This window comes from Paenibacillus cellulosilyticus, from assembly GCF_003182255.1.
Classification (GTDB): domain Bacteria; phylum Bacillota; class Bacilli; order Paenibacillales; family Paenibacillaceae; genus Paenibacillus_T; species Paenibacillus_T cellulosilyticus.
Genome location: NZ_QGTQ01000007.1, coordinates 71075 through 95724, shown reverse-complemented (window position 1 = coordinate 95724; position 24650 = coordinate 71075). Strand labels below are relative to the sequence as shown.

Annotated in this window: 21 protein-coding genes and 1 pseudogene; 1 reads left to right on the top strand and 21 read right to left on the bottom strand. The window is 44.7% G+C overall.

All coding sequences use genetic code 11. From position 1 onward, the window contains the following. Positions 1 to 57 precede the first annotated feature (57 nt). Complete coding sequence (locus DFQ01_RS11830; protein WP_110044210.1) at positions 58 to 432, bottom strand: Rid family detoxifying hydrolase; 375 nt, start codon at positions 430 to 432, stop codon at positions 58 to 60. 120 nt (positions 433 to 552) lie between these two features. Between DFQ01_RS11830 and DFQ01_RS11825 the strand changes: the two genes are divergently transcribed. Then, positions 553 to 2031, top strand: a complete 1479-nt coding sequence (locus DFQ01_RS11825; protein ID WP_174812487.1) for an amino acid adenylation domain-containing protein — start codon at positions 553 to 555, stop codon at positions 2029 to 2031. Positions 2032 to 2077: 46 nt separating this feature from the next. Here the strand turns inward: DFQ01_RS11825 and DFQ01_RS11820 are convergent, their stop codons facing one another. From DFQ01_RS11820 to DFQ01_RS11725, 20 genes and pseudogenes are all read right to left on the bottom strand, one after another. Further along, the gene (locus DFQ01_RS11820) at positions 2078 to 3196 is read right to left on the bottom strand and encodes a glycosyltransferase (protein ID WP_110044093.1); all 1119 of its coding nucleotides are present in this window, start codon (positions 3194 to 3196) and stop codon (positions 2078 to 2080) included. Between the two features lie 13 nt (positions 3197 to 3209). Beyond that, entirely contained in the window at positions 3210 to 3992 is a 783-nt protein-coding gene (locus DFQ01_RS11815) for a phytanoyl-CoA dioxygenase family protein (protein ID WP_110044092.1), read from the bottom strand. Beyond that, a complete protein-coding gene (locus DFQ01_RS11810) occupies positions 3992 to 4807 on the bottom strand; it encodes a phytanoyl-CoA dioxygenase family protein (protein WP_174812486.1) in 816 nt (271 codons plus the stop codon). Before DFQ01_RS11810 ends, DFQ01_RS11815 begins: the two co-directional genes overlap by 1 nt. 17 nt (positions 4808 to 4824) lie before the next feature. Further along, entirely contained in the window at positions 4825 to 5634 is an 810-nt protein-coding gene (locus DFQ01_RS11805) for a phytanoyl-CoA dioxygenase family protein (RefSeq protein ID WP_110044090.1), read from the bottom strand. A 12-nt stretch (positions 5635 to 5646) separates the two neighbouring features. Next, positions 5647 to 7092: an FAD-dependent oxidoreductase gene (locus tag DFQ01_RS11800; protein ID WP_110044089.1), complete on the bottom strand. Its 1446-nt coding sequence runs from the start codon at positions 7090 to 7092 to the stop codon at positions 5647 to 5649. Beyond that, positions 7089 to 7940, bottom strand: a complete 852-nt coding sequence (locus DFQ01_RS11795; RefSeq protein WP_110044088.1) for a sugar phosphate isomerase/epimerase family protein — start codon at positions 7938 to 7940, stop codon at positions 7089 to 7091. The genes DFQ01_RS11800 and DFQ01_RS11795 overlap by 4 nt, the downstream gene beginning before the upstream one ends. After that, complete coding sequence (locus DFQ01_RS11790) at positions 7931 to 8764, bottom strand: phytanoyl-CoA dioxygenase family protein (protein ID WP_110044087.1); 834 nt, start codon at positions 8762 to 8764, stop codon at positions 7931 to 7933. Before DFQ01_RS11790 ends, DFQ01_RS11795 begins: the two co-directional genes overlap by 10 nt. Continuing rightward, positions 8761 to 9615 carry an alpha/beta hydrolase family protein gene (locus DFQ01_RS11785; protein ID WP_174812485.1) on the bottom strand — a complete coding sequence of 285 codons (855 nt, stop codon included), beginning with the start codon at positions 9613 to 9615 and terminating at the stop codon, positions 8761 to 8763. Before DFQ01_RS11785 ends, DFQ01_RS11790 begins: the two co-directional genes overlap by 4 nt. A gap of 14 nt (positions 9616 to 9629) precedes the next feature. Continuing rightward, the gene (locus DFQ01_RS11780; RefSeq protein ID WP_425452386.1) at positions 9630 to 10418 is read right to left on the bottom strand and encodes an alpha/beta hydrolase family protein; all 789 of its coding nucleotides are present in this window, start codon (positions 10416 to 10418) and stop codon (positions 9630 to 9632) included. Further along, the gene (locus DFQ01_RS11775; protein ID WP_110044084.1) at positions 10411 to 10824 is read right to left on the bottom strand and encodes an ApeI family dehydratase; all 414 of its coding nucleotides are present in this window, start codon (positions 10822 to 10824) and stop codon (positions 10411 to 10413) included. The genes DFQ01_RS11780 and DFQ01_RS11775 overlap by 8 nt, the downstream gene beginning before the upstream one ends. Then, a complete protein-coding gene (locus DFQ01_RS11770; protein WP_110044083.1) occupies positions 10821 to 11261 on the bottom strand; it encodes a hotdog family protein in 441 nt (146 codons plus the stop codon). Before DFQ01_RS11770 ends, DFQ01_RS11775 begins: the two co-directional genes overlap by 4 nt. A 1-nt stretch (position 11262) precedes the next feature. Then, complete coding sequence (locus DFQ01_RS11765; protein WP_174812484.1) at positions 11263 to 12006, bottom strand: class I SAM-dependent methyltransferase; 744 nt, start codon at positions 12004 to 12006, stop codon at positions 11263 to 11265. A 47-nt stretch (positions 12007 to 12053) separates the two neighbouring features. Next, entirely contained in the window at positions 12054 to 12305 is a 252-nt protein-coding gene (locus DFQ01_RS32125) for an acyl carrier protein (RefSeq protein WP_174812483.1), read from the bottom strand. 216 nt (positions 12306 to 12521) lie between these two features. Next, positions 12522 to 13782: pseudogene (ltrA, locus tag DFQ01_RS11755) on the bottom strand (group II intron reverse transcriptase/maturase). 164 nt (positions 13783 to 13946) lie between these two features. Continuing rightward, positions 13947 to 19208: a rhamnogalacturonan lyase family protein gene (locus DFQ01_RS11750; RefSeq protein ID WP_174812482.1), complete on the bottom strand. Its 5262-nt coding sequence runs from the start codon at positions 19206 to 19208 to the stop codon at positions 13947 to 13949. 347 nt (positions 19209 to 19555) lie between these two features. Beyond that, positions 19556 to 20563 carry an SPFH domain-containing protein gene (locus tag DFQ01_RS11745; RefSeq protein WP_425452390.1) on the bottom strand — a complete coding sequence of 336 codons (1008 nt, stop codon included), beginning with the start codon at positions 20561 to 20563 and terminating at the stop codon, positions 19556 to 19558. A 53-nt stretch (positions 20564 to 20616) separates the two neighbouring features. Further along, positions 20617 to 21537 (bottom strand): helix-turn-helix domain-containing protein, encoded by a 921-nt coding sequence (locus tag DFQ01_RS11740; protein WP_110044078.1) that lies wholly within the window; start codon positions 21535 to 21537, stop codon positions 20617 to 20619. A 253-nt stretch (positions 21538 to 21790) separates the two neighbouring features. Then, the gene (gene murQ / locus DFQ01_RS11735; RefSeq protein WP_110044077.1) at positions 21791 to 22699 is read right to left on the bottom strand and encodes an N-acetylmuramic acid 6-phosphate etherase; all 909 of its coding nucleotides are present in this window, start codon (positions 22697 to 22699) and stop codon (positions 21791 to 21793) included. Positions 22700 to 22782: 83 nt separating this feature from the next. Beyond that, a complete protein-coding gene (locus tag DFQ01_RS11730; RefSeq protein ID WP_110044076.1) occupies positions 22783 to 23766 on the bottom strand; it encodes an N-acetylglucosamine kinase in 984 nt (327 codons plus the stop codon). Between the two features lie 25 nt (positions 23767 to 23791). Then, positions 23792 to 24640 carry a MurR/RpiR family transcriptional regulator gene (locus DFQ01_RS11725; RefSeq protein ID WP_110044075.1) on the bottom strand — a complete coding sequence of 283 codons (849 nt, stop codon included), beginning with the start codon at positions 24638 to 24640 and terminating at the stop codon, positions 23792 to 23794. Positions 24641 to 24650 lie beyond the last annotated feature (10 nt).

Sequence of the window (24650 nt, the reverse complement as noted above, 5' to 3'; positions counted from 1 at the left end):
ATAATAAAAGCAAGGACCTTATCATTTTAGGTCTCTTGCTTTTATAGTTAACCCCGATTAGTCGATGACAGCAATTGCATCCATCTGGAGATAGAAGCCCAAGTCGCTTCCAAATATAGTTCTTGCCGGAAATCTCTTATTGAAGTACTCGGCATATATTTCATTAAATGTGTCGAAATCTGCACCGTGACCTAATATTACAGTGACTTTCACAACGTCATCAAAATCTGCTCCCGCTTCTTCAAGAATAGCTTTTAAATTCTCAAATGTTTTTCTAGTCTGCTCCTCTAGTGTACTGCCAACCAGCCCCCCTGTTATCGAATCGAATGGGCCTTGTCCAGCAACATAAACCGTATTATTCACTTTAATGGCTTGTGAATAAGGCATTACTCCTGGCTGCTGCGCATTTTCAGTCAAAACTACAGTCTTCATTATTAAGCCTCCCCAAAATAATTGATACACAATGTAATTTCGCCATTTATACAAAAAAGCCTTTTTTTTCAATTGTTTTTTCCTTCTATTTATAAAATGAAAGACAGAGGGGTTGTATCCTTGTCAATAATAAAACAGTTCGAAAGCATCGCTCAGCTACATCCGGAGAAAACAGCTATAATTTATGGTACGGAGCATATCACATATAAAAAACTGAATGAAAAAGCGAATCAAATCGCCGCTAATCTCATAAATACTGGAGTTCAGCCTGGAGAAGTTATCGGATTACTAATGGATCGCTCTATCGAAATAGTTGTCGGTCTATTGGGTATTTTAAAGTCGGGCAGTGCATTCTGCCCACTTGAACCATCCTTGCCTAAAAGCAGAATAAACTTAATGATCCAAGATTGTAAGATTCGAATCATTCTTACCACTTCAAGACAAGCATATAGTGAGTTTATAGGACATTTCATCCCGATTGATTTTATGTCTCTGCTTCGCGAATCCTCGCATAACCCTGATCTGCAGATTAATCAAAATTCTCTGGTATATGTTATTTATACATCCGGTACAACCGGCAAGCCAAAAGGCGTAATGATTGAACACCAATCTCTACAAAACTTATTTGATGGTCTGATTGAAAGCATAGATTTCGCCTCTGCAACTAATTTTCTTGCCTCAACATCCTTTTCGTTTGATATTTTTATGGTCGAAGTTTTATTTCCTCTTTACATAGGACGAACCGTTATACTCGCTGATGACAGGAGTATAAGAAATACACGTCTTTTATCTAAGTTAATTTCCACGCAAGCTGTTGATTTTGCACAATTTACACCTTCAAAATTATTTTGGCTATTAAGTGACCGAACAGCAGGTGCGGCAATTGATCATATTAAAATACTATTTGTTGGAGGAGAACCCTTTCCTCCACTATTACTAGAAACAACACTCGGTTGTACAAAGGCTAACATCTACAATATGTATGGACCGACCGAAACTACAATATGGTCCTCATACAAACGACTATCTAACCCCAGCGAAGCTATTACGATCGGTACCCCAATAAAAAACACAACGTTTATTGCTCTCAATACGGATGGTGAACCAATTATTACCGCCGGAAATGTCGGAGAACTCTGTATTTTGGGGAGAGGCGTAGCAAAGGGTTATATGAACGACCCCTCTCTTACAGCCAGCAAGTTCTCCAACGTCTCTGACGATCGAATGTATGTAACTGGTGATGTTGTTAAAATAATGGATAATGGCGAGTATCAGATAATAGGAAGAAAAGACCTAGAAGTTAAAATTAAAGGCCACCGTATTAATATACATGAAATAGAAGAAGCTATTGTACGGCTTACCCCTGCAACAGCAACCGTTGTCATACCTCATTTAGATATGGACGGTTTTAACCGATTGCATGCCTTCATAGTTGCAAATGTTGATGTGCATCATGTGTCATGGAGAACTCTACTTTCCCCTTATCTTCCGGATTATTTAATACCAAACTATTTTCATGTTATTAATAACATTCCCCTCCTGAGTAATGGAAAAACGGACCGCAAGCAACTCATTCAATTATTGTCTCTTTCCAATTAGTGCTCTCCAATAATAAAGACGAGGCGATTTGTTCGCCTCGTCTTTATTATTGGCCTTCTTTCTTATTTACTAAGCTGATTATTTCAGCCACACACTCCTTCTTTAGTCGTTCAAACTCATAAATCCGTTCTTTCTTATTTTTAATTGAATGCATGAGTGCATCAACGCTACTTTTTAATGAATTGGGGGATACATGTTCAAGGCTAATTATGCTGGCCCTTCCCGTTCTTTTACTATGCTCAGCATTTACAAAATGATCAAAGCCAAGAGGGATGACAAGTTGTGGGACTCCATAAGCAATCGCTCTTTGAATAGTCCCTAATCCACCATGCGTAATAATCACATCTGCAATCTGCATCAGCTTATGATGCATGGGATAATCGGTTACTATTAGCACACTCGGGGGCAAATTATTGAACACTGTGCTTGATTTCGCCATCGAAGGATCGATTGATATAATAACAAGGCATTCATCTTGTGCAAATGCCTGGAGGCTAGCTTCCACATATCGTAGCGAATCCGGCTTTAAGCTATCCAACGAAGGCGTACATACTAGTACTATCGGAACGTTTGGTGGCATATCTTCTAAGAATGCAATCTGCCGGTTGTCTACTGTCTCAAGATAGCAAGGTCCCGCTATTAAAGTTTTTGACGGAAAAACAGTATCCTCATCAATCATTTCAGGCATAATCATAACTAAATGTAACAAGGGTGACGTGACTTCTAAACTATCATGCTCCGACAACGAACGTAATCCGATTGCTTTGCGCGATTTATTAATACTTTGAATATATCCTCGTTTCATTTGCTCGTTAGAAAACGGCTCCTTACTTGAAATGAAAGTCTGATAGCTTACCCACGGAATGCCGCTTGCTTCAGCTACAAGAGCTGCCCCGGTACTTGCTTCACAGACTAATAGATCCAGTTGGTCACGCTGATATTGTACGGTTTCATATAATGCCTTTAACTCCTTCTCGAATTCGAAAAGCCTTCCTGTAAACCAAGGGAAGGAAAGGAACCGTAGTCCAATGCTTTCTATTAACGATTGATGTGCAGGATCCGTAGCAACCCATACTTCTACGCCTTGACTATTAAGTTCTTGTCCAAGTGATAGTATCGGATCAATATGTCCATATGCGGGGGAAGAAATGAATAGTATTCGCACGAGACACCTCTCATTATAAATGATGGCCGCTATATAAAATTGGGTTGAACTCGGTTATAGCATCGTTTCCCCACGTCAAATTTACAAAATAGCGTGATAGACTCTCCTGCCGATGTGAATTTGAACTGAACTCTATAATCTTCTCTGGGCTTTTAAAATAAGTAATCGCTAGCACCTCGCGTGTGCCATCAGTCGGATTTGGAGGAGCACCGTGTATGGTCCACCCACTATGAAAAGTAACATCCCCTGCTTTCATAGCACCATAAGTAACGAGGGGTAACTGCTTGCGATATGCGTCGCTAACTAACCGTTCGATGGATCGATTTATTGTCCCCATTAAATGAGAGCCTGTCATAAAGTGCAGTGATCCCACTTCATTGGGTATGTCTGTAAGTGGCATCCACATGGTAATTACTTTACTGGCGTCAACTACGAAAGGATCGATATGAATAGGAGTATGTCCGCCGCCAGACTGTTTGAATAGGACACAATCGTAATATAACCGAACTTCTTCAGTCCCAAGTAACCTTGCTGCCAAATACGCAAACCGTTTTGTAAATACAAAGCGTTTAACCAGATCACTACATCGCCATACATTCATGATTTGCAAAAAAGCCTTCCCATAGACGTCATTTCGGGTAGAGCGTATACGCATTTCCTTTTCTATAATCTTTAATAATTCAGCTCTTACTTCTAAAATTTCATCCTCCATTGCGACTTTAGGTAAGTAGAAGTGCCCATTTTTAATATATGAGCAAACGTCCGCTTCCGAGATTCTGTCCCGAATAGAATCCATTATGATTCCATGTAGACTAATGGAGTAAGTTCGCTTGCTGCAATGTCACCAGGTTTTAGACCCGGGAAGTATCTCTCTAAACCTTGTTGTGCGAAGCGATTGTCACCAGGATCTGATATTCGCGTATTATCTGCGAAATAACTCATAGCGATTACTTCTCTCATTCTCTTTGAGCGGTTTGGCGGAGCACTGTGCATGGTCCAACCATTATGGATGGTAACATCACCCAGTTCCAACACCCCGTAATTAACCTCTTTAACGCCACTTTTCATTTTTTTAAGTACTTCCTGTGTAGAAAGCCTGCTAATATCTCCCCATTTATGCGTTCCTGAATAGAATGTCATGGACCCTATGTCCTCCGTTAAATCTATCAATGGCATCCACATCCCTATTACTTTATCAGTTTCAAGCGACCATGACATTTGGTCTTGATGCATAGGCGTTGGTCCTCCCCCCGGTTCCTTAAAAATGGCCGTGTCTGCTCGTAAACGTACTCCATTCGCATCCAACAAATCACTTGCAATCCTGGCGAATCTTTTTGCCAAAACAAATTTTCTAACGACCATACTTTTACTCCATAAATTGGTAACTTCTATAAATGCTTTAGAGTAGGGGCTGCTCCTATCCTCGGATTCAACATAATGTGACCACATCGTATCCAGAATATAGGGCCTAAAATACTGTACTTCTTCTCGAGACGCGACCCCTTTCAAATGAATATGACCGTGTTCTTGAAAATACTTTTTCTGCTCATTTGATATAACATATTGCTCACTCAATGAGGGGAGTTCTGGAATATATATGTCATGTAACAAGCTATCATCTCCGACTTTTAAGATGGCCATACCAATGGATTTAATTCGGTAATCGCGAGATCTCCAGCTTTCAGTCCAGGGAGATAACGACGAAGATGTGTTTCTCTGATCAAATCACCTTTGCAATCAATTACTTCTACATGATCAGCCATATAAACAATGGTCATTACTTCTCTTGTTGTATCTGTAAAATTTGCAGGTGCTCCATGGAGTAACCAGCCAGCATGAAAAGTAGCATCTCCGACTTTCATGGGACCATAATTAACCACATTGCTTCGTGCTCGAACGGTCTTAATAGCCACTTTCTCAGTCATAGTACCAATATCACCCCAAAGATGAGTTCCTGAATAGAATGACATTGACCCCATTTTCTCAGAAAGATCAATAAGAGGCATCCACATGGTGATTGTTTTACTGGTACTGATTGGCCATACTCGTTGGTCCTGATGAAGTGGAGTATGTGGAGCTCCGGGCTCTTTGAACAATGCACAATCGTGTTTAATGTATACTTTATTCGCTCCTAGCAAGCGTGCGGCAACATTGGCAAATCTTCTTGCGAAGACAAATTTGCATATATCCGGGTGCCTTCTCCAAAGATTCATCCCCTGCAGAAGAGCATTGTCATAAACATAGCGCTCACTTTTGGGACGCCCCTCTTTGCTCAATCTATCCATCACTGATTTAATAGGCACGCGATATGCATTAACTTCTTCTTTTGTTGCCAATGAACGAACCATAACATGCCCTTCATTTCTATATTGCTTGATATCCTCATTACTAATGTCGTAAAGAGCTGATAAACTAGGAAGTTCGTTACTATCTCGCACGGTATCCCCCTCCTACGAATTTTTATTTCGCTTCTCGAATAAAACAATTCGATTATATAGCCTTCTTAATGAAGCAAGGTCGACATTTCCTGCTAACACCTTGTTTATTTCATCCCGAAAATTAACATACCTTTCATTATTTGAAGCAAGTATTTTTAGCAATGAAGTTGTGAATAGGTTTACGTCATTTTCTGAATAGGTTGGAGATACGTTGGTTTGATGTTTAATAAACTTCAACAAATGCTGCATTCCGTTATCCAGCCAATAGTTCCTACCTAGCGATTCAATTTGCATGTTACGCGAATACGGCGTAAATAATAATTTTAGTGGATGTTCTGCGCCATTAATGGTAGCCCGAATGACCTCAGCAATAATCGGTGCCATTAATATTCCGTTACGATATGTTCCTGTAGCCACCAACAACCCCTCTACTTCTGTTTCTCCAACGATAGGAAACCGGTCCAGCGTCGCTGGCCGGTAACCGTAATAACTATTTAAAATTACCGAACCCCTTAATTCGCTGCTTAACTGTTGTGTAGCGCCTTGGATTAAATAGTTAATTTCATCTAACGTGATATTTTCAGTATGACGGACAGACGATTTTGAGAGGATATTTCGATGAGTAGCACCAATGTAGATTTGACCATTATTACGAGGCACTAAATGTAGGCCACATGATTCTCTGTTAGGGGTACGAAGCGTGTACTGGATTGGTTTTGTAGTGGAAACTAATAAACTACTTCCTTTAATAGCCATAACTTCTGGAAGTCTCATTTTGTCTGTATGCTCAATTATATTTTGAGTACCCACACCAGCGCATAAAATGACGCGAGGAGCAAATAACTTTCTCTCATCAGAGAGCATAATTCCCTCTATCTTGCCGCTGGAAACAATCAAAGATTCTGTCTTACCCACTATCGAAACGATTCCCCTATTACGATTTGCCTGAATAAGAGACTCCATTAGATCGGTTGTATCTACAGCCCCCTCATTCCCTATAAGCAGAGCCTTATAAGCTATATAATCTTTATCTGGTTTATAATCAGCAAGTTGTTCAGGATCCACCCACTCGTACTTTTCGTTATGCCTTTCAAGTGCTACAGCAATTTTTTTTATTGAAGCTAAATCATTAACACCAGCACGATTTGCTACGATGAGTGTTCCTTGGCTATGAAAAATCGATCGATCTGCTGCCTCCTCAATATCCTTAAGCCAATTCGGATATTTCTTTGCTGCATGTATTCGATATTCCAACTCCACTTCATCCATCTCCGTGTCACGATCATAGGATACTTCCCCGAACGCCCCTAGCATTCCACCAGCGGCAGTAGAGGCCTTACCGTTTCCAGAACATTGGTCGTCGACTAAACCCACTCTGAGGCCATCTTCTGAGAAACTATAGGCAATCGCTTGTCCTATAACCCCTCCTCCAACAATAATGATGTCCATGCTCGTCATACGGTATCGCTCCTTTTCAAAAGATGTTGGTTTTGTATAATCTGTTCCAAATAAGTCTTGGAGCCACTCATAGTCTGATATAATTTAGTAGCATGATTCTCCATTTCAATCGTTACCCAACCAGCGTAATCGTTCAAAGCCAATAAATTAATTATGCCTGCATAGTCCAACTCTCCACTGCCTATTCTACAAAAATTAAAGCATCGCACACTTCCACCGTTAGAGTGATCCTGCATGCCTTTAATATTTGTTAAGACATCTTTCATATGAAAATTACTAATCCGACTTTTATATTTATCAATAAACTGCAATAAGCTTACTTGTGCTTCCGACAAGTGACCAATATCCACTACTAACTTTATGTCCTCTGCAATAGAATCAAACACTTCATCGATCTCTTTTTCCGTAAATATACTTGATCCAAAGTGTGGATGGATGCCCATTACAACATCATTATGGCGATAACGGCTTGCTATCTCATTAATCATGGTAATCATTTGAGAATAATATACCCGTCTATCTACTACGTTCATTCGAATGCCCGGCCCTATCACCACCTCCTTAATTCCGAAGTCACGGAGCAATCTTCCAATTCGATCGTGGTGAAAATACACCTCTCTCCTTCTTCTCCATTGATTGAAATGCCCCACCTCAAAAACAGCTGATATCTCCAATCTGAATTTTTGCATGATTTCAATATATTTGTTCTTTGCAGATTCAAATGAAGTTATAAAATTACTTCCAACTTCAATATGGCCAAAACCCATGGTGGAAAGCTCGCTTAATCCAATTTCAAATTGCTTTCCCCACGCTGATAAATGCCCAGCGATCTTCATATCTATTTCCATCCGTTTTTTTCATAATAATTAGCCTCTTTAAATGAAAATATAGACTTCTGGTTCTCTGATATTTTTGGAACTGCGTTTAGTCTTCTTCTCACGCGTTCTCCCTGTGCATTCAACAAATGATTGAAGTTTAGCGTTACCCTATCGCTGCTTTCTTTCATATAATGAATAATCATTGATCTCCTAAACTTGCTATCTGTTCTATTATCAGTCGACCCATGAATAACGTCGCCATGAAAGATCACAGCATCGCCGGGTCTGGTAGATATATACTTAACCTTACAATCCTCTGGAAGAGCAACCTCTTGTCCATAATCAGAGAAGGCCTCACTCACATTATCAAAAGAGGATTGTGGTGGAAAAAGTCCTTTTTTATGACTTCCGCTTGCAAATTTCAAGCCACCGTTTTCAGGCTCAGAGTCTTCCAGGCATATCCACATAGCACATGAACTGCCTGGTGAAACTCCTATAGCTGTATTATCCTGGTGCCATGGCAGTCCTGTAACTGAAGGAGCTTTAAAATAGAAATTGGTTGCTACAATTAGTACATCTTCTCCTACGATTGCGCGCATTATTTCGAAGAATACCTTATTTAAAATAAAGTTTTTAATCTCTGTATTCGATTGATGTGAATTGATAAATCGAGGAAATATACTTTCAATAGGTGCATCTTTTCTCTGCTGTATTTTTCCGTTAACCAACAAGTGAATCCAATGCTTATTAATAACAGATAGAATACTATCTATACTCTCTCTATTAATGACGTTAGGAATAATACAGTACCCATCTGTTTCATAATCCCGTTTATGCTGTTCTTGCACATTCATGTCTTTGCCCCCCAATTTCCACTAATGAACTCAATAGTTGTAATTAACTGATCCATTCCCGACGGGTGTTCATGATAATACGTTACATTTCTCAATACGCTGACGCTGCAGTTATTGCAATTTTCCAGATAACAAAGCAGTTCAAGATCCTTTTGTCCCACTACGACGTGCACGTTTTCACATTTATCTATTAATTTATACAGGTTCAATTGATCAATCTCTTGAATCATCTTGTATGATATGGACTGACCGTGTATATACAACAAGTGGGCGCCCAATCGTGATAAATATTTTACCTGCTTTGAATCAAAATCACTTAGTGTGTAATAATCAAATCCTGGCACTAATATTTGCGAATCTAATTTTCCTTTTGTCTTCAATTCATCCAGTACTCCTGGAGGAAACACTTTTGAACTATGGGGGAGCGATAATGGAGGGGATATCAATATAGGAATACTTGGAACTCCCCATTCTTGTTGACAATGATAGGAGGCCATCAGGGCAACGGCTGCCCCAAGCCCATTACCTACGATATATATGTTCGAATTGCTGATTCTACGTTCAATAACACTTACTAGTACCTTTAAAGTATCTTTCAACATTGAATCGATTGAAGCATCTCCAAGTTCCCCCAGGCTATCGCCATGCCCCATATAATCGAATTGAATCACTTGGGCCTCAACTAATGCCATTCGTTTTCTAAAGTTGGAGAATAAATAATTTTTTTCACTCATTGCTTGGCCCAACCCGGCAAGAGTGATAAATAATGGTGCATCCTTTACGGTTTCGGTAGGTTCTTCTAATATACCGACAATTGACCGATCATCTCCGAATCGAACCTGCTTCCACATCCCCCTCACCTCCATCAAGTCATCATTTGGCTTTGAATCCAATGAATCGATTTACTCAATAGCTGTTCTTCTAGCTGTTGAGATGTGAACAAATGTCCTCCCCCTTCTATAATCTCCAGATGGTTTCGCTCAGAAGGACGAAATAAACGTGTTTCATTGGTTTTCATAACCTCAAATTCTTCTATAATCAACGGATCGTCATCTCCATAAATAACCATAGAATTCCCTCGGTACCTATCAAGTTCTTGTTCTATTGAGATGTTATTCAAATCTCGATAAAAATCCATCCCTACCCATAGCCCCGCCCAAGGCATTACATAAGCATCCTTGTCCATAGGGTGCCGAATAAATCTCGGTTTTTTGTTACCTGGAAAGTTACCTCCTATCTCGTACAATAAAGGACTCCAAAGCAGGAGCCTGCTTATATTAGAGCGATTCGCTGCCATTACTGCGATTCTAGCCCCGTCACTAAAACCTAAGTATAGAAGCCTTTCATTATTTACTTGCATCCACTCATGAACGAAACGCTGTGCGGTTAGAACGTTTGATACCTTGGAAGAAGTAGTCATTTGGTAAAATACACCGTCACTCAGCCCTAACCCGAAGTAATCAAATCTTAAAAACCCGACCCCTATCTTATTGAGCCTCCTTGCTAAATTGACCGCTAATCGATGGACTTCAAATCGCTCTCCATTCTTACCAGGGCAATAAATAACAATGGGACAATTTGTATTATTATCAGGCAAGTGCAAAACACTAGCTAGTTTGCCCTGATCCTGTAGCTGAAGCAGTATTTCATACACTGGCATTTTCCTTTCTAGCAAGTATTAGGTTGGATCGAATGACAATTTTCTCATTCACATAACCAACCGCATTTATTTTAAATTCGCTATTAGAAGGAAATGACACCACATTCAACTCGAACAGGACAGTATCCCCAGGAAGAACCGGCCTAGTAAATCGCGTACTATTTTTAACCATATTCCATTGAAAAAGGCTTTGATCACCCGTAATGTTAACTAACAAACGCTCCGCGCCTTGTCGAATACATTCCACTAATAAAAGCCCTGGGTATATACTATATTGCGGAAAATGGCCTTGTAAAAAGTAATCACTCTCTGTTATTAACTTAATTAAGGTTGCAGAAGAATAATTCTTCGTGCAACTAAAACCGTCCACCATAACCCAAGGTTTTGGAGTCTCTGTCATTCTCCTCCCCCTTTCTGAAGGGTTGCCACAGATAGGAATAATGATGCAATTATAGTGCCGTTTTTTTTACTTATATTTCCCCTCATTAACGCTTTACGACTAACAAATCTAATTCCCTTTATGTCGAATAGGAATTCATCCTCCCATTCCACGGGAGTATCAAATTGGCATAAGTCCATATAACCTAGTACTGGCAATTCATTATCCTCCAATGGAAGCGTCATTAATTGCGTCAATATAATTGAACTCTGTGCAATTCCTTCATATAAAATAATCATTGGAACTCGTTTTAGCTTGGGATGTAATTCCTTTACCTTTGAAGGCGAAAAGGTAGCGGTGAGATATCCATTACCATCAGTATTGTAATAAATAATCTCATCTACGAACCGAAAAGGGGGGTGTTGTGGAATAAGCGATAGGAGTTGATCGGAATTCATTTTAGAACCCCTTTTTTGCCACAATTACTAATCTTGTGCTCGATAAATCCAGACGCTCTCTATAAAGTGATCCATACATGTCAATCAATTGAAACCCAGCTTCCGTCATCATTCTTTTTAACTCTGTTGCCGCATACAGTCTGACATTTAATGTCGCCGTCCTCTCTTCTCCACCAGCCTGCCATTTCATTCGTTCCTCCCACCGTCCAGTAGAAGCATCGAAGTTTCGTTCTGTATTTATGACAGTGCCATTCATACTGCTGTCATAAGTTTCAATAAAGTTTCTAATTTTATTATCCCTATTTTCCGTATCCAAGATAAAGATGCCCCCTGGTTTCAAGGCTCTATAAATATTTTTTATGATAGCACAGTCATCACTTTCCTCCGGAACATAACCGAATGCAGTGCCAATATTAATAATTGCATCAAACGATTCAAATTGATCCATAACTCGCATGTCAACTAACTCATAGTTAATATCTACCTTGGCATCAATGGCACGTTTATGTGCCTCCTCCAGCAGCACTGCTGAAGCATCGTAACCGAAAATCTTATATCCCAGTTTGGCAAGCGGGACAGCGATACGTCCTTGTCCGCACCCTAGATCCAAAATAGTTGACGATAAAGGAAGGTTTAACAAACTGCCGATGCCTTCCACTTCATTTAAAGTTCGTTCTGCCGAAAGAATATTCTCAGAGAATTTAATATAATCTGTACCAAAGAAATCAATCCAAGTATCTTTCACTACTGCATTCACCTTCCCCATATTCATCCGTTTGATACAAGATAAATCTATTTGTTTAAATTTCTCATCTCATCTTTAATTATTTGTATAAGAAACCGAACAGTCTTCTCCATAGAGAGCTCTAGAAATTCATCCGGAAACTCTATCTGTGCTCTCTCTTCAAGTAAGATGATCAATTCCATGAAACGTAAAGAATCGATGCCCAATTCGTCTAACCTTAGGTTTTCGTGTATTTCCTCTAACGGGTATACATCACAACAATCGCTTAAAGCCAACAGGACTATGCTCGAAGCATCCACAGGAGTGATTTCCCCTCCTTTCTAAGGTATGCATCTACAGTAGCAAGAACTTGAATCATAGTACTCTGCTTTTATTAAGGAATGACTCCAACGATATAGTTCACTTTTACGATTGAGCTAGGAACAATCCCAAAATAACCCATCCAATTGAGTAGGAGGGAGCGGCAAGCTCCCGTTCTCTCACACCACCGTACGTACCGTTCGGTATACGGCGGTTCATGGCCTATTCCGCAATAGCTTGTATCGATCAGTCGAACTCTGTAGCCCATTGGTTTTCCAGTATTGGTTGTTCAATGTATGGCTAAGAATCGGGCTGAGCGCTATTCGCCAATACTTCTTCCCCGTGTTCCCCCACTCGTACGCTTTATGCTTCAGTACTCCAAACGAGATCAGTTCTCTCGTTTTCGTCTTCGGCAGCTTCCATTGCTTCCACTTACACATTCGCAGTCGTCTTTTCGTCCATGCATCCAGCTCTTGAACCGCACTCCTCGTTTCGGCCAATGTAGTAACCGCACCAGCCCATCAGGTATTGATTGAGCTCCCTTATCTGTATCTCCATTGGGGTTGAGCGGCTCCGCGATGTCAGCGTTCTAATCTTTGCTTTCACTCGTTGCATCGATTGTTTCAGCTATCTTGATTCGCGGATTCTCTTTGTCCCAACCGAACGTAAAACCAAGGAATTTCCGCTTACACGGTCGATCTACCGCACTCTTTGCTTGGTTAATCTTTAACCTCAGCTTCCGTTCGGCGAACGAACTTACGGAGCTCATCACTCGCTGACCTGCCTTCCACGTTTTCACGTAGATATTGCAGTCGTCGGCAAAACGAACAAAACAGAGCTTCCGCTTCTCCAGTTCTTATCCAGTTCGTCGAGGACGATGTTAGATAACAGAGGACTCAGCGGCCCGCACTGGGGCGTTCCTTCTTCCGTTACTCGAACAAGTCCGTCAGCCATCGCACCTGCTTGCAGATAGGCACGTATAAGCTTCAACAACACTTTATCCTCAATTCGCTCTGCTAGTCGTGCCATTAGACGGTCATGACGGACGCAGTCGAAGAATTTCTCAAGATCGATGTCGACTACGATTCGGTGTCCCTCTCGCATATAGCTTCTTGCCTTCCTCACGGCGTCGTGACCACGTCTTTGTGGTCAAAAGCCATAGCTGTGCTCGGAGAATGTTGGGTCAAGCACAGGCGTCAGCACTTGCGCGATCGCTTGTTGAATGAGGCGGTCTGTCACGGTTGGTATCCCTAATGACCTCGTTCCGCCGTTCGGCTTCGACATTTCGACCCGATGAACTGGACTCGGCTCGCAGGTTCCGTTTCGTATACGTTCACGAATGGTTGGCCAGTTTTGTACGAGGTGTCCGCGTAACGATTTTACCGACATGCCATCTACGCCATGGCTTCCTTTATTCGCCTCGACTCTCGCTAGAGCCGTTAGCATATTTGCTCGTGACAACACGTCCTCGATCATGTTTCGATACACTCCTTACGTGAATGGTTCTTCTCTTTGTGCCGCCGATGGAATATGGCCTTCTGAGTCACCGCTGCTTTCCTCCCTAGAGATAGCGCCCATGCTGGGCGTATTAAAAAAGCCTCTCGGCATTCGCCGAGAGGCCTCTCTACATCACAACTACCTTACAAATCCAACCCCAAATCAAGCACAATATTCAGCATCCGCATAATGATCGTCACCGACTCATTGCGGGTAGCGGTAGCGTTCGGTGCGAACTTGCCGTCGCTGACACCGTTTACGATGCCTGCTTCGCTAAGCTGCTCGATACTGTCTGCTGCCCAATGCCCGCTAATATCGGAGAAGTTCGATCCTCCGTTAGCTGCACTCATGCTCAGCATACGCGCTAGGATGGCAGCCATTTCGGCGCGAGTGATCTCTTGATTCGGATTAAAGGAGCCATTGCCTGTACCGTTCACGATGCCTGCGCGATGCAAGGCGCGGATATAGGCATCCGCCCAGTGACCATTCGTGTCGGAGAAGGAACCGTCCTCACCTGTCGTATCGATACCTAATGCACGAACGATCATCGCAGTGAATTGAGCACGCGTTACATTATTCGAGCCTTTGAACTCACCGTTAGGATCGCCTTCGACAATCCCAAGCTGCGAAGCATATTGAATTGCTTTAGCAGCCCAATATGTCTTCGGTACGTCAGAGAAGCTGACGGCCGGATTCGCCTGCAGCAATTGCTGCAAGTTAGCCTTTAACCGCTCTGCGCTGCCGATGTTACTGTTCAGTACCGGCTTCTCCGAAGCTGGTGTCTGCCCCTCGCTACCAGAGCCTGTTCCCGAATCTGTTCCGGAATCCGTTCCCGTTGTGGAGCCAGGATCCGTTGGAGTTACAACAATCGGTGATGAGCTATTCGACTGCTTTCTCGTCACCGTGATCTTCAGATTCGCAGCCTCGCCCGCGCTGAATACGAAGGTCAGGACATCCCCATTCGAGAGCGTTCCCAGGTAGCTCTTCTTGATTGTAACGACTTGCTTGCCGTCCGAAGTTGCAGCAGCGAGGCTGTAGTCGGTGTCGGCGAGTGCAGTATCGCCCTTCTTGATTCCCGTAAGCGTGTTACCGTTTAATGTCACTGTTACCGCGATATCCGCTTTAGCATTCGCATAGAACGTTGCCGTCGCTGCCGAGAGCGTAGAATTCGCCGCAGACGCAGGCGCATCCGTATAGTAGAGGTTTGGCACCGGAAGCTGCATAGCCTGTACTTCATCGCGGATGTCCTCACCCAGGTAGAAGCTCAAATGCTCCGGCTGGTTGTACATCGCGTTCTGCGAGTTAGCCGCCATCCGGTACTCCGGATCGTGCATCAGCGTGTAAATCACATTGTCTGTCGGAATATCTGTCGTGTAGATTCTTAAGGAGTTATTGTCGCTTGTGCGAACAAGAACCTCATCACGCCAGTCTCCGAAAATATCGGCGATCAAGCTTGGATTCGCCTTTGTTCCGTTGTTGGAATAGGTACCGGTCAACGTCTGAAGCGTTGTAAGCTCACTGTTCCCGGTTTCAACATCATAATTGAACTTCGTGATGGATGGCGCACCTGTTGTGGTCAGATTATCCGGCCCGTCGAAGAACTCGCTGAGCAGGTCTCCGTCCCAATACAGGATGAAGTTAACAGGAGCCTTGTTAGCTACGCCAATGTCTCCGACATCGGATGTAATAACCTTGCCGCTCATAATATTGTACATAGGCGTCCCTACTGCCCAAACCTCGAAGCCCGGCAAAGGTGTAACATTCGCCGCAATACCACGCCCGACATCGCCCAGGTTTGCCGAATAACTCCACACAGGCTCACCTGTGGAACCATGAACCAAGGTTACGTTGTTCGGAGGACTGGATTCATGTGGCTGGAACACATAGATCTCATCGCTGTCAGGCACCATGGCGCCTACGTGCAGTGCGTCGCCGTGGCCCGCAGCTATTGTGCCCCGGGTTCCGTTGGTGCTCCACAAAAGCGTTCCATCTTGGTCAAGCGTAACGCCACCAAGTACAACCTCGGAATATCCATCATGATCTACATCGGCAATCTGTACATTGTGATTGCCCTGATTGCTGCCTGCGTTCCAATCTGCTAGCTTGAATGTCCAAATTTCTTCGATTTTACCGTTGATAAACTGATAGGCAGCTGCAAAATGCGGTCCGTAGTGACCACGTACCTCAATAACCGTAGGATAAGGCTCAGCGCCATTCACGCCACCCTTCGGCATGTAGGCCACTGCTCCGTTGAACCGGTCGCTGCGGTTATTGTTGGTGTCGCCCCAGTTGTCGGTTATGCTGTACGGCGCAAAATATTTATGCGTATCAATCGGTGCGCCTGTTTCCCCGTTAAATACCGTAATGGTTTCCGGTCCGGACGCAACTCGGCCAAGTGCCGTATTGTTGACTTGATTGTCGTTTGCCGGGTTCTGAAGGCCGCCTACCCATACCGCATTCGCGTCTCCCAATACCCAAGCTGGTTCGTCTGTCAGATCATTGATTGTACCATCTTCTTTAGGAAGATACCCTCTAGTTCCGTCAGCTGTCTTCACCGTGAACTCGGCTTTGCCGTCCTGATCCAGATCATAGAAGTTGAACGGACTGTGATGCGCACTGGACACGATATTGATGCCCAGGTTGATTCTCCACAGCAGCTTGCCTTCAAGCGTATAAGCATCGAATATCGTCTCGCCCGTGTGCCGGTTTGCAAGGCCCGGGTCCTGAGCCTGAGACGGATACCATTTTACGAGAATTTCATACTGTCCATCACCATCAACATCCGCTACCGAGGTGTCGTTAGCGCTGTAGGTAATAGGCTCCGCATTGGATGTCGCGCCGTAAGCAAGCGCCGGGTTTGGACGATCCGCCGGCTTCTGCAATGGAATATCAATGTAATTATTAGCCCATGCAGTTGCAGCCTTGCTCATTGCGCCGGTACTTACCGTCTCTACTTCGTATTGGTCTCCGGCTTTACCGTCCGCGTCGATATAATCGAGCGTAGCAACCGGTGACGTGTTGACCTTAACGCCGTTTCTGTACACGTTAAAGGTTAAGCCTTTGTTATATTCCGAAGCGAGCAAACGCCAGGTTACAAGTATGCCGTCTCCGCTGTTCTCTGGAACGGCTACTACACCTCTATCCAGCCACTCCATGGAGTACGGCTCGGAAGTGGTTTTTTCTTTAATGCGGTTCTCAATATAAAGCTTTGCTTTTACTCCCATTCGGTTGACCGCTACGTCAGGAACACTCGTAAGCGTGCCCACATAAGAGAATACGCCTTGCTTATTTGGGTCATAGACCAAGTCCACGTTCGATGTAGACCATGGGGCTTCTGTTAATTCCCATGTTACGCCTACCGTTTCGGTAGTGCCGCCCGCCACCTTAACCTCAACGGTTTCCGGCAGGTTAAGCCCTGCTTCGTCAGCCACATCTCCGATGTAAACGGTCTTATACCAGCTCTGCCATGTGTTGCTGTCCGCCGTAGCAGGACGCTCCGGTAAGAAGTCATATGGCAGCACTTCTGTTATCGTGTCGTCTGATAGCTGCTTGGTAAAGAAGTACAAGTTATCAACGCCATTATCTACGATGCCGACGTTATTCCCGCCTGCGCGCTCGCCTGTCAGAACGAATGAGCTGATCTGGCTTCCTTCGAACGGAATCGTCAGCACCGACGGCACCGCTTCGGCATTATCCCGCGGAACAAGGGATACCGTAGCGATCATCGTATCAAAGTCAAACTCCACGCCTACCGTATACCAGATATTAACCTCGTTATATGTAAACGCATGGTATCGGTCCGTGCTCCAAAAATTAGTCGGGTCAGTGCCTGTCGGCCCTGGTAAAGTCCCCGCAAACGCGCCTATTGTCCTTACGCCGCTCCATGTGCCTGTTCTTAAACTAAGCAGAACATTGGCTCCATCTTGGAAGCTGAGGTTAAACGTATTTTGCGTGGTAGTAACCGCTGGAACTTTCCAGTCTAAATTAACATATACCTTACTGCCGGAAACGGCGTACGGTAAATCTCCCTTACCACCGCGGTTGCCTGAACCCGACGCGTCAAATCTGAAATAATTATTCGTTTGAGGAACGTCTTCTCTAGCAAGCGTATGGTAGGTGCCGCCAGCGAATATCCACAGCGGAGTTGCCGCATCACTGGCAAAATTGCTTCCGAACTCCTGCGTATATCCTTCCGCTAATAGAGCGGAGAAGTCCGGCGTAGGTTCAGTGGCCAATGGGACGTATTTGACATTAATCGGCACGCTTGCCGTAATGGAACCATCCATATTGGATACAGCGGTAAGCGTGGCATCGCCTGCGCCAACCCCGGTTACCGTCACGCTGTTATCTTCGTTTACAGCTATAGTCGCAATGCTGTCGTTACTGATCGACCATGTAAACGTTCTGTCTGTTGCATTGATAGGCATAACAACCGCGCTGAACGTGGCGGAATGTTTGTCCGCAAGCGAACCTGCTCCATATTCCAGATCAGCGGAGGTTGGCGTTACCGTTATTTCACTTGGGTTAATAATCGGTTTAACTGCGTCGGACGAAGCAGCCTTGAATGCGATATTATCAACACGCATACCATAGGTGTCTTCATCCCAATCAACGCCCGTAACCGCGTTAAATCGTGCCCAGTTCTGCCCGCTTGAACGGCTCGCGCCTATGCTCAGGCTAGTCAGCTTATCGGAGCCGAGTGCGATTGGCTGTGGCGTGCTGTATGCCAATGAGCCGCCATCGGTAACGCTGATTGATGCCTCCTGTGCCAGAAGATCAACGTTTAGGGTTGCCGAAAGTTTGGTCAGGCGCGGCACATTGGTTAGTGCGTTAGTGGCAGTTCCGATTGCCGGAACGTTAGCTGCGGTCATATTGCCAGCGTAATAGGAGATGGTCGCCGGTGAGTTTGCATTCGTCCCGCCGCCCGAAGTCCGAAGCGTTACGACTTGATCCGTACCGTCGTTAAGACGGACATCAAGCGAGTTTGCACTAGGGCGGGTAATGTCAACCCACCAGTCAAAGGTTACTTCAACCTTATCTTTGCCGGTGAGGTCATATTCGCCGCTATCAAGGGGAAGCGTCCACCAATAACTTGCTTGTTTGGCTGCACTCGAATCGGCATCGATACCCGGAGGCTGGATGCGAAGTACTTTGGAATCAAAATCCGCTACCGTAATTGAACCAGAGCCAGTAGTCGCCGGAGCGCCGGTTACTGTACCTACTAGTTCGCCATTCTCAAAATCCAATACTTCGCCCACTTGTGTCAAAGCAGTAGATGTCGTGCCTCCGTCATCAGCTGATACGGATTGTGGTATAACCGGAACAATAAGTGAAAGAGACAATAATAGGGTCATTACTTTGGTGCTTAACTTGTTCTTTGCTGTCCTCTGTGCACTAGCAGGCATAGAGATATAACCTCCCTCGAGATGCTGTGTCATACTGCATGTTACATGTCTGATGAAGCGCTTACATGAAGCAATAGACGAACGGCAACCTCCTTATTCCCAGGATGATTGAACGCAACTAGATACACTGTGATCGTAAACGCATTCCATTTGAGTAACAATAAGACATTCTTGATTCGGTACAGGATGATCATTAATAAATGATAAGATCAAAATTGATCGATTCGAACAGCAAAAAGGATAGCTGAACAAATGTAATCCACCTGCTCAACTATCCTTCACTTACTGCTAGAATAAGATCCTATTTTCGTTCACCGTGATTTCGGCTTTAACGTCAGTTAATAGATTTAGCTGTCCGTTTCATCTATTGGGACTTGTTTATTTAACGTATTTGCTATTTTGGACAATGACCCGATGCTTGAAAATACGTTTACCGCTTCAGTCGGAACGAACAGGGTTGTCGCCTGTCCCTTCGATAGTTCTCCCAAAGCCTCTAAAGACTTATAGGCAAGAAACTGAGGATCTGCATCCGCGCTCTTGATTTTCTCGATCCTCATTTTTTCAGCTTCCGCTATAGTCTCAATCTTAAGCTTATCCGCGCCGGCTATAATTTTGATAGCCGCTCCCTTACCCTTCGCGTCCAATTCCTGTGATAATTGATTGCCCTCCGCTATTCGAATATTCGACTCCTTCTGCCCCTCGGCTTGCAGAATCATCGCTTGTTTCGCACCTTCGGCACGTAAAATTTCGGCCTGCTTCTCTCCATCCGCACGCAATACCGCAGCTTGTCTTTCCCCTTCAGCCTGCAAAATACTAGCCCGTTTCTCCCGCTCTGCCTTCATTTGCTTTTCCATTGCGTTATGAATTTCGAGTGGGGGATGGATATCGATGATCTCCACTCGCTCGATGCTTACTCCCCACTTTTCAGTTGCCGTTTCCAAAGAGTGTCTAAGGTATAAACTGATCTTTTCTCTTCCTGCCAGCGTTTCATCCAATTCCATATTGCCTACGACTTGACGAATATTCGCGGCCGTAATGTTTTGTACCCCTTTGACAAAATCATGGATGCTGTAGGTTGCTGCCATGGCATCATGAACGAAATAGAAGAAAACCGTATCAATCTTAATTTGAACATTATCTTTCGTAATCACCATCTGAGAAGGGACGTCTGCTTGCTGAATCCGCAAATCGTGCAGATGTCTCACCTTGTCGACGAATGGAATGATGAGATGAAAGCCAGGATTCAACACGCGAAGGTATTTGCCCAACCTTTCAACAACTGCGATTTTTTGCTGCGGGATAATCCGAATAGCATTCATAATGGCGAAAACAATAAATACACAACATGCTACCAGCACGATCAATTCAAAGATTCGTAGAATTGTGTCCATCTTATTCACTCTCCATGTTATTTCTTATGATTTATTATGTTTAAGATAAGCTTGCTCAGCGTCTCTTCCCCCATATAAGGAACCAAGCTGGTTAGGAAATCCGAGTCGATCTGGCTCGCTTCCATACTGGCAATCAAGATCTGAATATGTTCTTTGCTCAAAAAGGGGGCTAGATTTATGACTCTGCTAGTTGAAATTTTGCCGTTAACCCCCCTATTTACTAACTCGCCAAAGGTTTCTTTACTAATAAAAGGAGCTAACTCCCCAATTGCATCCCAATGCAAGCTGCCTTCTTCCATTCGTAGAACCGTTCGCTCCAGTCGCTCACGATCGAGAAACGACGCAAACTCCATTAATTGCTGAAAACTCAGCTTATCCCTTATCGTTTTATCCAATAGTTGATTCAAACAATGCCTACTTATATATGGGGCCAGATTAAGAATAGCCTTCCACTGCCATTCATCCTCCGGGATCTGCAAAACTAATGAATCTAACGCTTCCATTCCGAGAAATGGCGCCAAATTTTCAACCACGTCCAGATGAATCTGAGTCTGGTTCACGTTCTTCGTAACTTGTTGAAGCGTACTGGCCTTGACCAACGGTGCCAATTGTACGAGATCATCCATATAAATCTCTCCGAGATTAATCATATCGGCGACTAGACTCGGCTTGTTCTCGGCGATTCGCTCCACCATTTCACCGATTGGCTGCCCGGGCTGCTCTTGCTCTTGCCCCCCATTCAGTAAGGTATCCGTTGTAATCTGGAACCGTTTAGCAAGTTCCATTATCGTCCCTATATCCGGAAGCGATTGCCCGCGCTCCCAATTCGATACGGCTTGATGACTCACGTTTAACTGATCGGCAAGCTCCATTTGAGTCATATCTTTAAACTTTCGCAGCTTCGATATATAGGCCCCTATTTTTTTGATATCCAGCATCTCTAATCCCCCCTATAAGGAACCGTGTACAGTGCGCACTGTTTAGTTTAGGATAGCATAGATACTGGAAACGCCCTATCAAGTATTAGTTGAACAGCACGACTAACGCCATTCAAGCACCGCTTGAATTCAAAAACGAGGCCTAAACAGCAAATATCCACTACCTTATACGGCAGTGGATTTACATATTCGAATAAATAGATCAAATTCACCCATTAACGAAGTTACCTTTACGCTCTGATGATATGGCTGCTTATTGCTGTTCCAGCTCTCGCAGCGTGTTGCCAAAATGGCCGTTGCAAGCTAATAACCTTTCGGTGATTTCCTCAAGAGGAAGGCCGAATTTATGAATCAGAATCGCAATGCGTGCATCGCCATTCGCTTGTTGAACTAGATCTTGAGCCGTCCCTTCATCAACCTCAATGGCTTGCATCACAATATTTACAACACGATTTCGCAGCTTCTCATTGGTTGCCTGCACATTGACCATCAGATTGCGGTATACCTTGCCTAAACGAATCATCACCGTCGAAGAAATCATATTGACGACCATCTTTTGACTAGTTCCTGCCTTGAGTCTTGTAGAGCCCGCAATGATTTCAGGTCCGACTTCTATTTCAATCGGATAATCGGCTTCCTCTCCGAGCGGCGTTCCCGCGTTGCATACAATCGCGACCGTAAGTGCACCCATTCGTTTCGCTTCACTAATCGCACCCAGCACGTAAGGCGTTGTTCCGCTGGCGGCCAGCCCAACGAGTACATCCTTGTCTGTGAGCCGTTTCCCTGCATCAAGCTTACCGGCTTCCACATCATCCTCGGCGTCTTCAACGGCTTGGAACATGGCCCCCTGACCACCTGCTATGACAGCATTGAACAGCTCCTTATCAACGCCGAACGTCGGGGGACATTCCGTAGCATCAAGACTGCCGATACGACCGCTAGATCCTGCACCGAAATAATACAATTTTCCACCATTCTCTAGTCTCGAAACAATTTGTTCAATCGCTCTCTCTATACTAGGAAGCGCCCTGCTCACGCTTAAAGCTACGGTCTGATCCTCCTCATTCATGAGGCGGATGATTTCGCCTACGTGCAGCTGGTCCAGATGCAGGGACTTTCCATTGCTCTGTTCAGTCAATAACGATGACGTTTCTTGCTGCATCTTGGTTCCTCCTAAAGGTTATGACAGCTTAACTTCAGTATAAAATCCATATGACGAATAAAACTCCACTCACGAGTAAGAAGCTACTCTCTCAGCGAGTTTTCGATTGTTTTCCCAGTTGTCGGGCTGGCTAGTCCCGCTCCATGCAGCGCCAAATAATAAGCGCCAACAGCGGGCGGCAGCGTCAGCAGACGGCACTCGCCTGTCTTCCCCACATGCTGCCGCCAGGCTGATTGGAATGTTGAATAGAAGTAGGGAGCCGAGAACAGACCTCCTGCTGTGATTACAGGAAGGTTGTCATCCCCCAGCCTCTTTCGAACAGCACGGACCTGTTCAGTGAGCTCACCAACAGCATCAGCAACGATGGTCTCGCCTACGTGATCGCCGTTCCCCGCGGCATCCATGACAATATCGGACAATGCCGCCAGCTCTCGGCGCATGGCAGGATGACCATATAGCCAATCAATCAATTCCTCTGGTTGATTGAGGCCAAGCCTTGCAAGAACAGCCTCGGTCATAACGGTTGCCGGACCACGCCCATCATAATGACGTAAGACGGCTTGCAGTGCCTTCCGCGAAAGCTCAAAGCCGCTGCCTTCATCGCCGAGCAAATAGCCCCAACCTCCCGCCCTTTCCTCTCTACCTTCAGGAGAGAGACGGCCATAGGCGATGGAGCCAGTTCCGGCTATTAAGACGATACCCGGCTGTCCCCATGTACCGGCGGCCCATGCGGCGGTAGCGTCACTCTGCACATCAATTCGAGTTTCAGGTGAGAAGTATGGGACCATGAATTGCTTCATCGCAGCTTTGTCGCTCGGCCGGTGTCCGCCCGCCAAACACAGCGATAGACCGCGCACATTCCCCATCGATGCACCGCAGCGAGCCAGCGTATCCTCTAGCAAATGAAGCAGTACATCTTCCGTCTCTGCACGGGAACTTGACTTAACATTGGTAGCCCCACCATAACCCGCATGAATGACTTGACCACTAGCATCCCCGACGACGCAGCAAGTTTTAGAACCGCCGCCGTCAATGCCAATATATAAACTCCGCTCCGGTCTTGCCATGTTCCTGCACCTCTTTGCCGTACCTTTATTTATTCCGCCGAACAGCCTGCTTGGTGCGGTCTAGAGAAGCGATGCTTTCCTCATAGCTGCCCGAAACCATGCCGACGTACAAGATATCGATCACATTCAACTGTGCGATGCGTGAAGCCATCGCGCCATTCCGGAAATTCTGATCCAGCGTACTCGTGAAGAGCTGAATATCCGACATATCCGCAATTGGGCTATTGCCGAATTGGGTCAAGGATATGACTGCGGCACCATTCGCCTTGGCGACCTGAAGTGCGTATAGCACCTCTTCTGTACGACCAGAATGAGATATGCCGAGCACAACATCCTGATCGATTAGATTAGCGGCGATTATGGCCTGGCTATCCCCGCTCGCTCCAAGCTCGCACCATTTGTTAATACGCGATGCTTTAAGTTGAAAATCTTCAGCCACGAGCGCTGTCGGACCAATCCCGAACACGCCAATCTTCCTCGCCTGCAGCAGCTTATCGACAGCTTGTTCAACAGCTTCCGGTAATAAGACCGTAAGTGAATCCTGTACAGACCTCAGATTGCTGCCGCTTACCGAGGAGATAAGTTCCTCCGTCGAGCTGCCGACCTGAAACTGCTGGTATTCTTCCTGCTTCGTATCGGATAAGGCTAGATCAGCTGCAATGCGCAGCTTCAATTCCTTGAATCCCTTACACTTCAACGAACGAGACAGTCTCACAATGGTCGCTTCGCCGACCTTTGTCTTTTGCGCTAAGCTTTGAACAGAAATATCAACAACCTCATTCGGATGATCCAATATATATTTGGCTGCCTGCTTTTCCATGGATGACAAGGAATCGTAAGCGCCCTCTATGCTCATCAAGATGCCTTTTAGCACAACTCTTCCC

Excerpts from the sequence above, each read along its gene's own strand:
- DFQ01_RS11740 (WP_110044078.1), bottom strand. The coding sequence starts at position 21,537 with ATGCTGGATATCAAAAAAATAGGGGCCTATATATCGAAGCTGCGAAAG.
- DFQ01_RS11730 (WP_110044076.1), bottom strand. The coding sequence starts at position 23,766 with ATGGCAAGACCGGAGCGGAGTTTATATATTGGCATTGACGGCGGCGGT.
- murQ (WP_110044077.1), bottom strand. The coding sequence starts at position 22,699 with ATGCAGCAAGAAACGTCATCGTTATTGACTGAACAGAGCAATGGAAAG.
- DFQ01_RS11800 (WP_110044089.1), bottom strand. The coding sequence starts at position 7,092 with ATGACGAGCATGGACATCATTATTGTTGGAGGAGGGGTTATAGGACAA.
- DFQ01_RS11790 (WP_110044087.1), bottom strand. The coding sequence starts at position 8,764 with ATGAATGTGCAAGAACAGCATAAACGGGATTATGAAACAGATGGGTAC.
- DFQ01_RS11775 (WP_110044084.1), bottom strand. The coding sequence starts at position 10,824 with ATGACAGAGACTCCAAAACCTTGGGTTATGGTGGACGGTTTTAGTTGC.
- DFQ01_RS11770 (WP_110044083.1), bottom strand. The coding sequence starts at position 11,261 with ATGAATTCCGATCAACTCCTATCGCTTATTCCACAACACCCCCCTTTT.
- DFQ01_RS11750 (WP_174812482.1), bottom strand. The coding sequence starts at position 19,208 with ATGCCTGCTAGTGCACAGAGGACAGCAAAGAACAAGTTAAGCACCAAA.
- DFQ01_RS11785 (WP_174812485.1), bottom strand. The coding sequence starts at position 9,615 with ATGTGGAAGCAGGTTCGATTCGGAGATGATCGGTCAATTGTCGGTATA.
- DFQ01_RS11830 (WP_110044210.1), bottom strand. The coding sequence starts at position 432 with ATGAAGACTGTAGTTTTGACTGAAAATGCGCAGCAGCCAGGAGTAATG.
- DFQ01_RS11795 (WP_110044088.1), bottom strand. The coding sequence starts at position 7,940 with ATGGAAATAGATATGAAGATCGCTGGGCATTTATCAGCGTGGGGAAAG.
- DFQ01_RS11815 (WP_110044092.1), bottom strand. The coding sequence starts at position 3,992 with ATGGATTCTATTCGGGACAGAATCTCGGAAGCGGACGTTTGCTCATAT.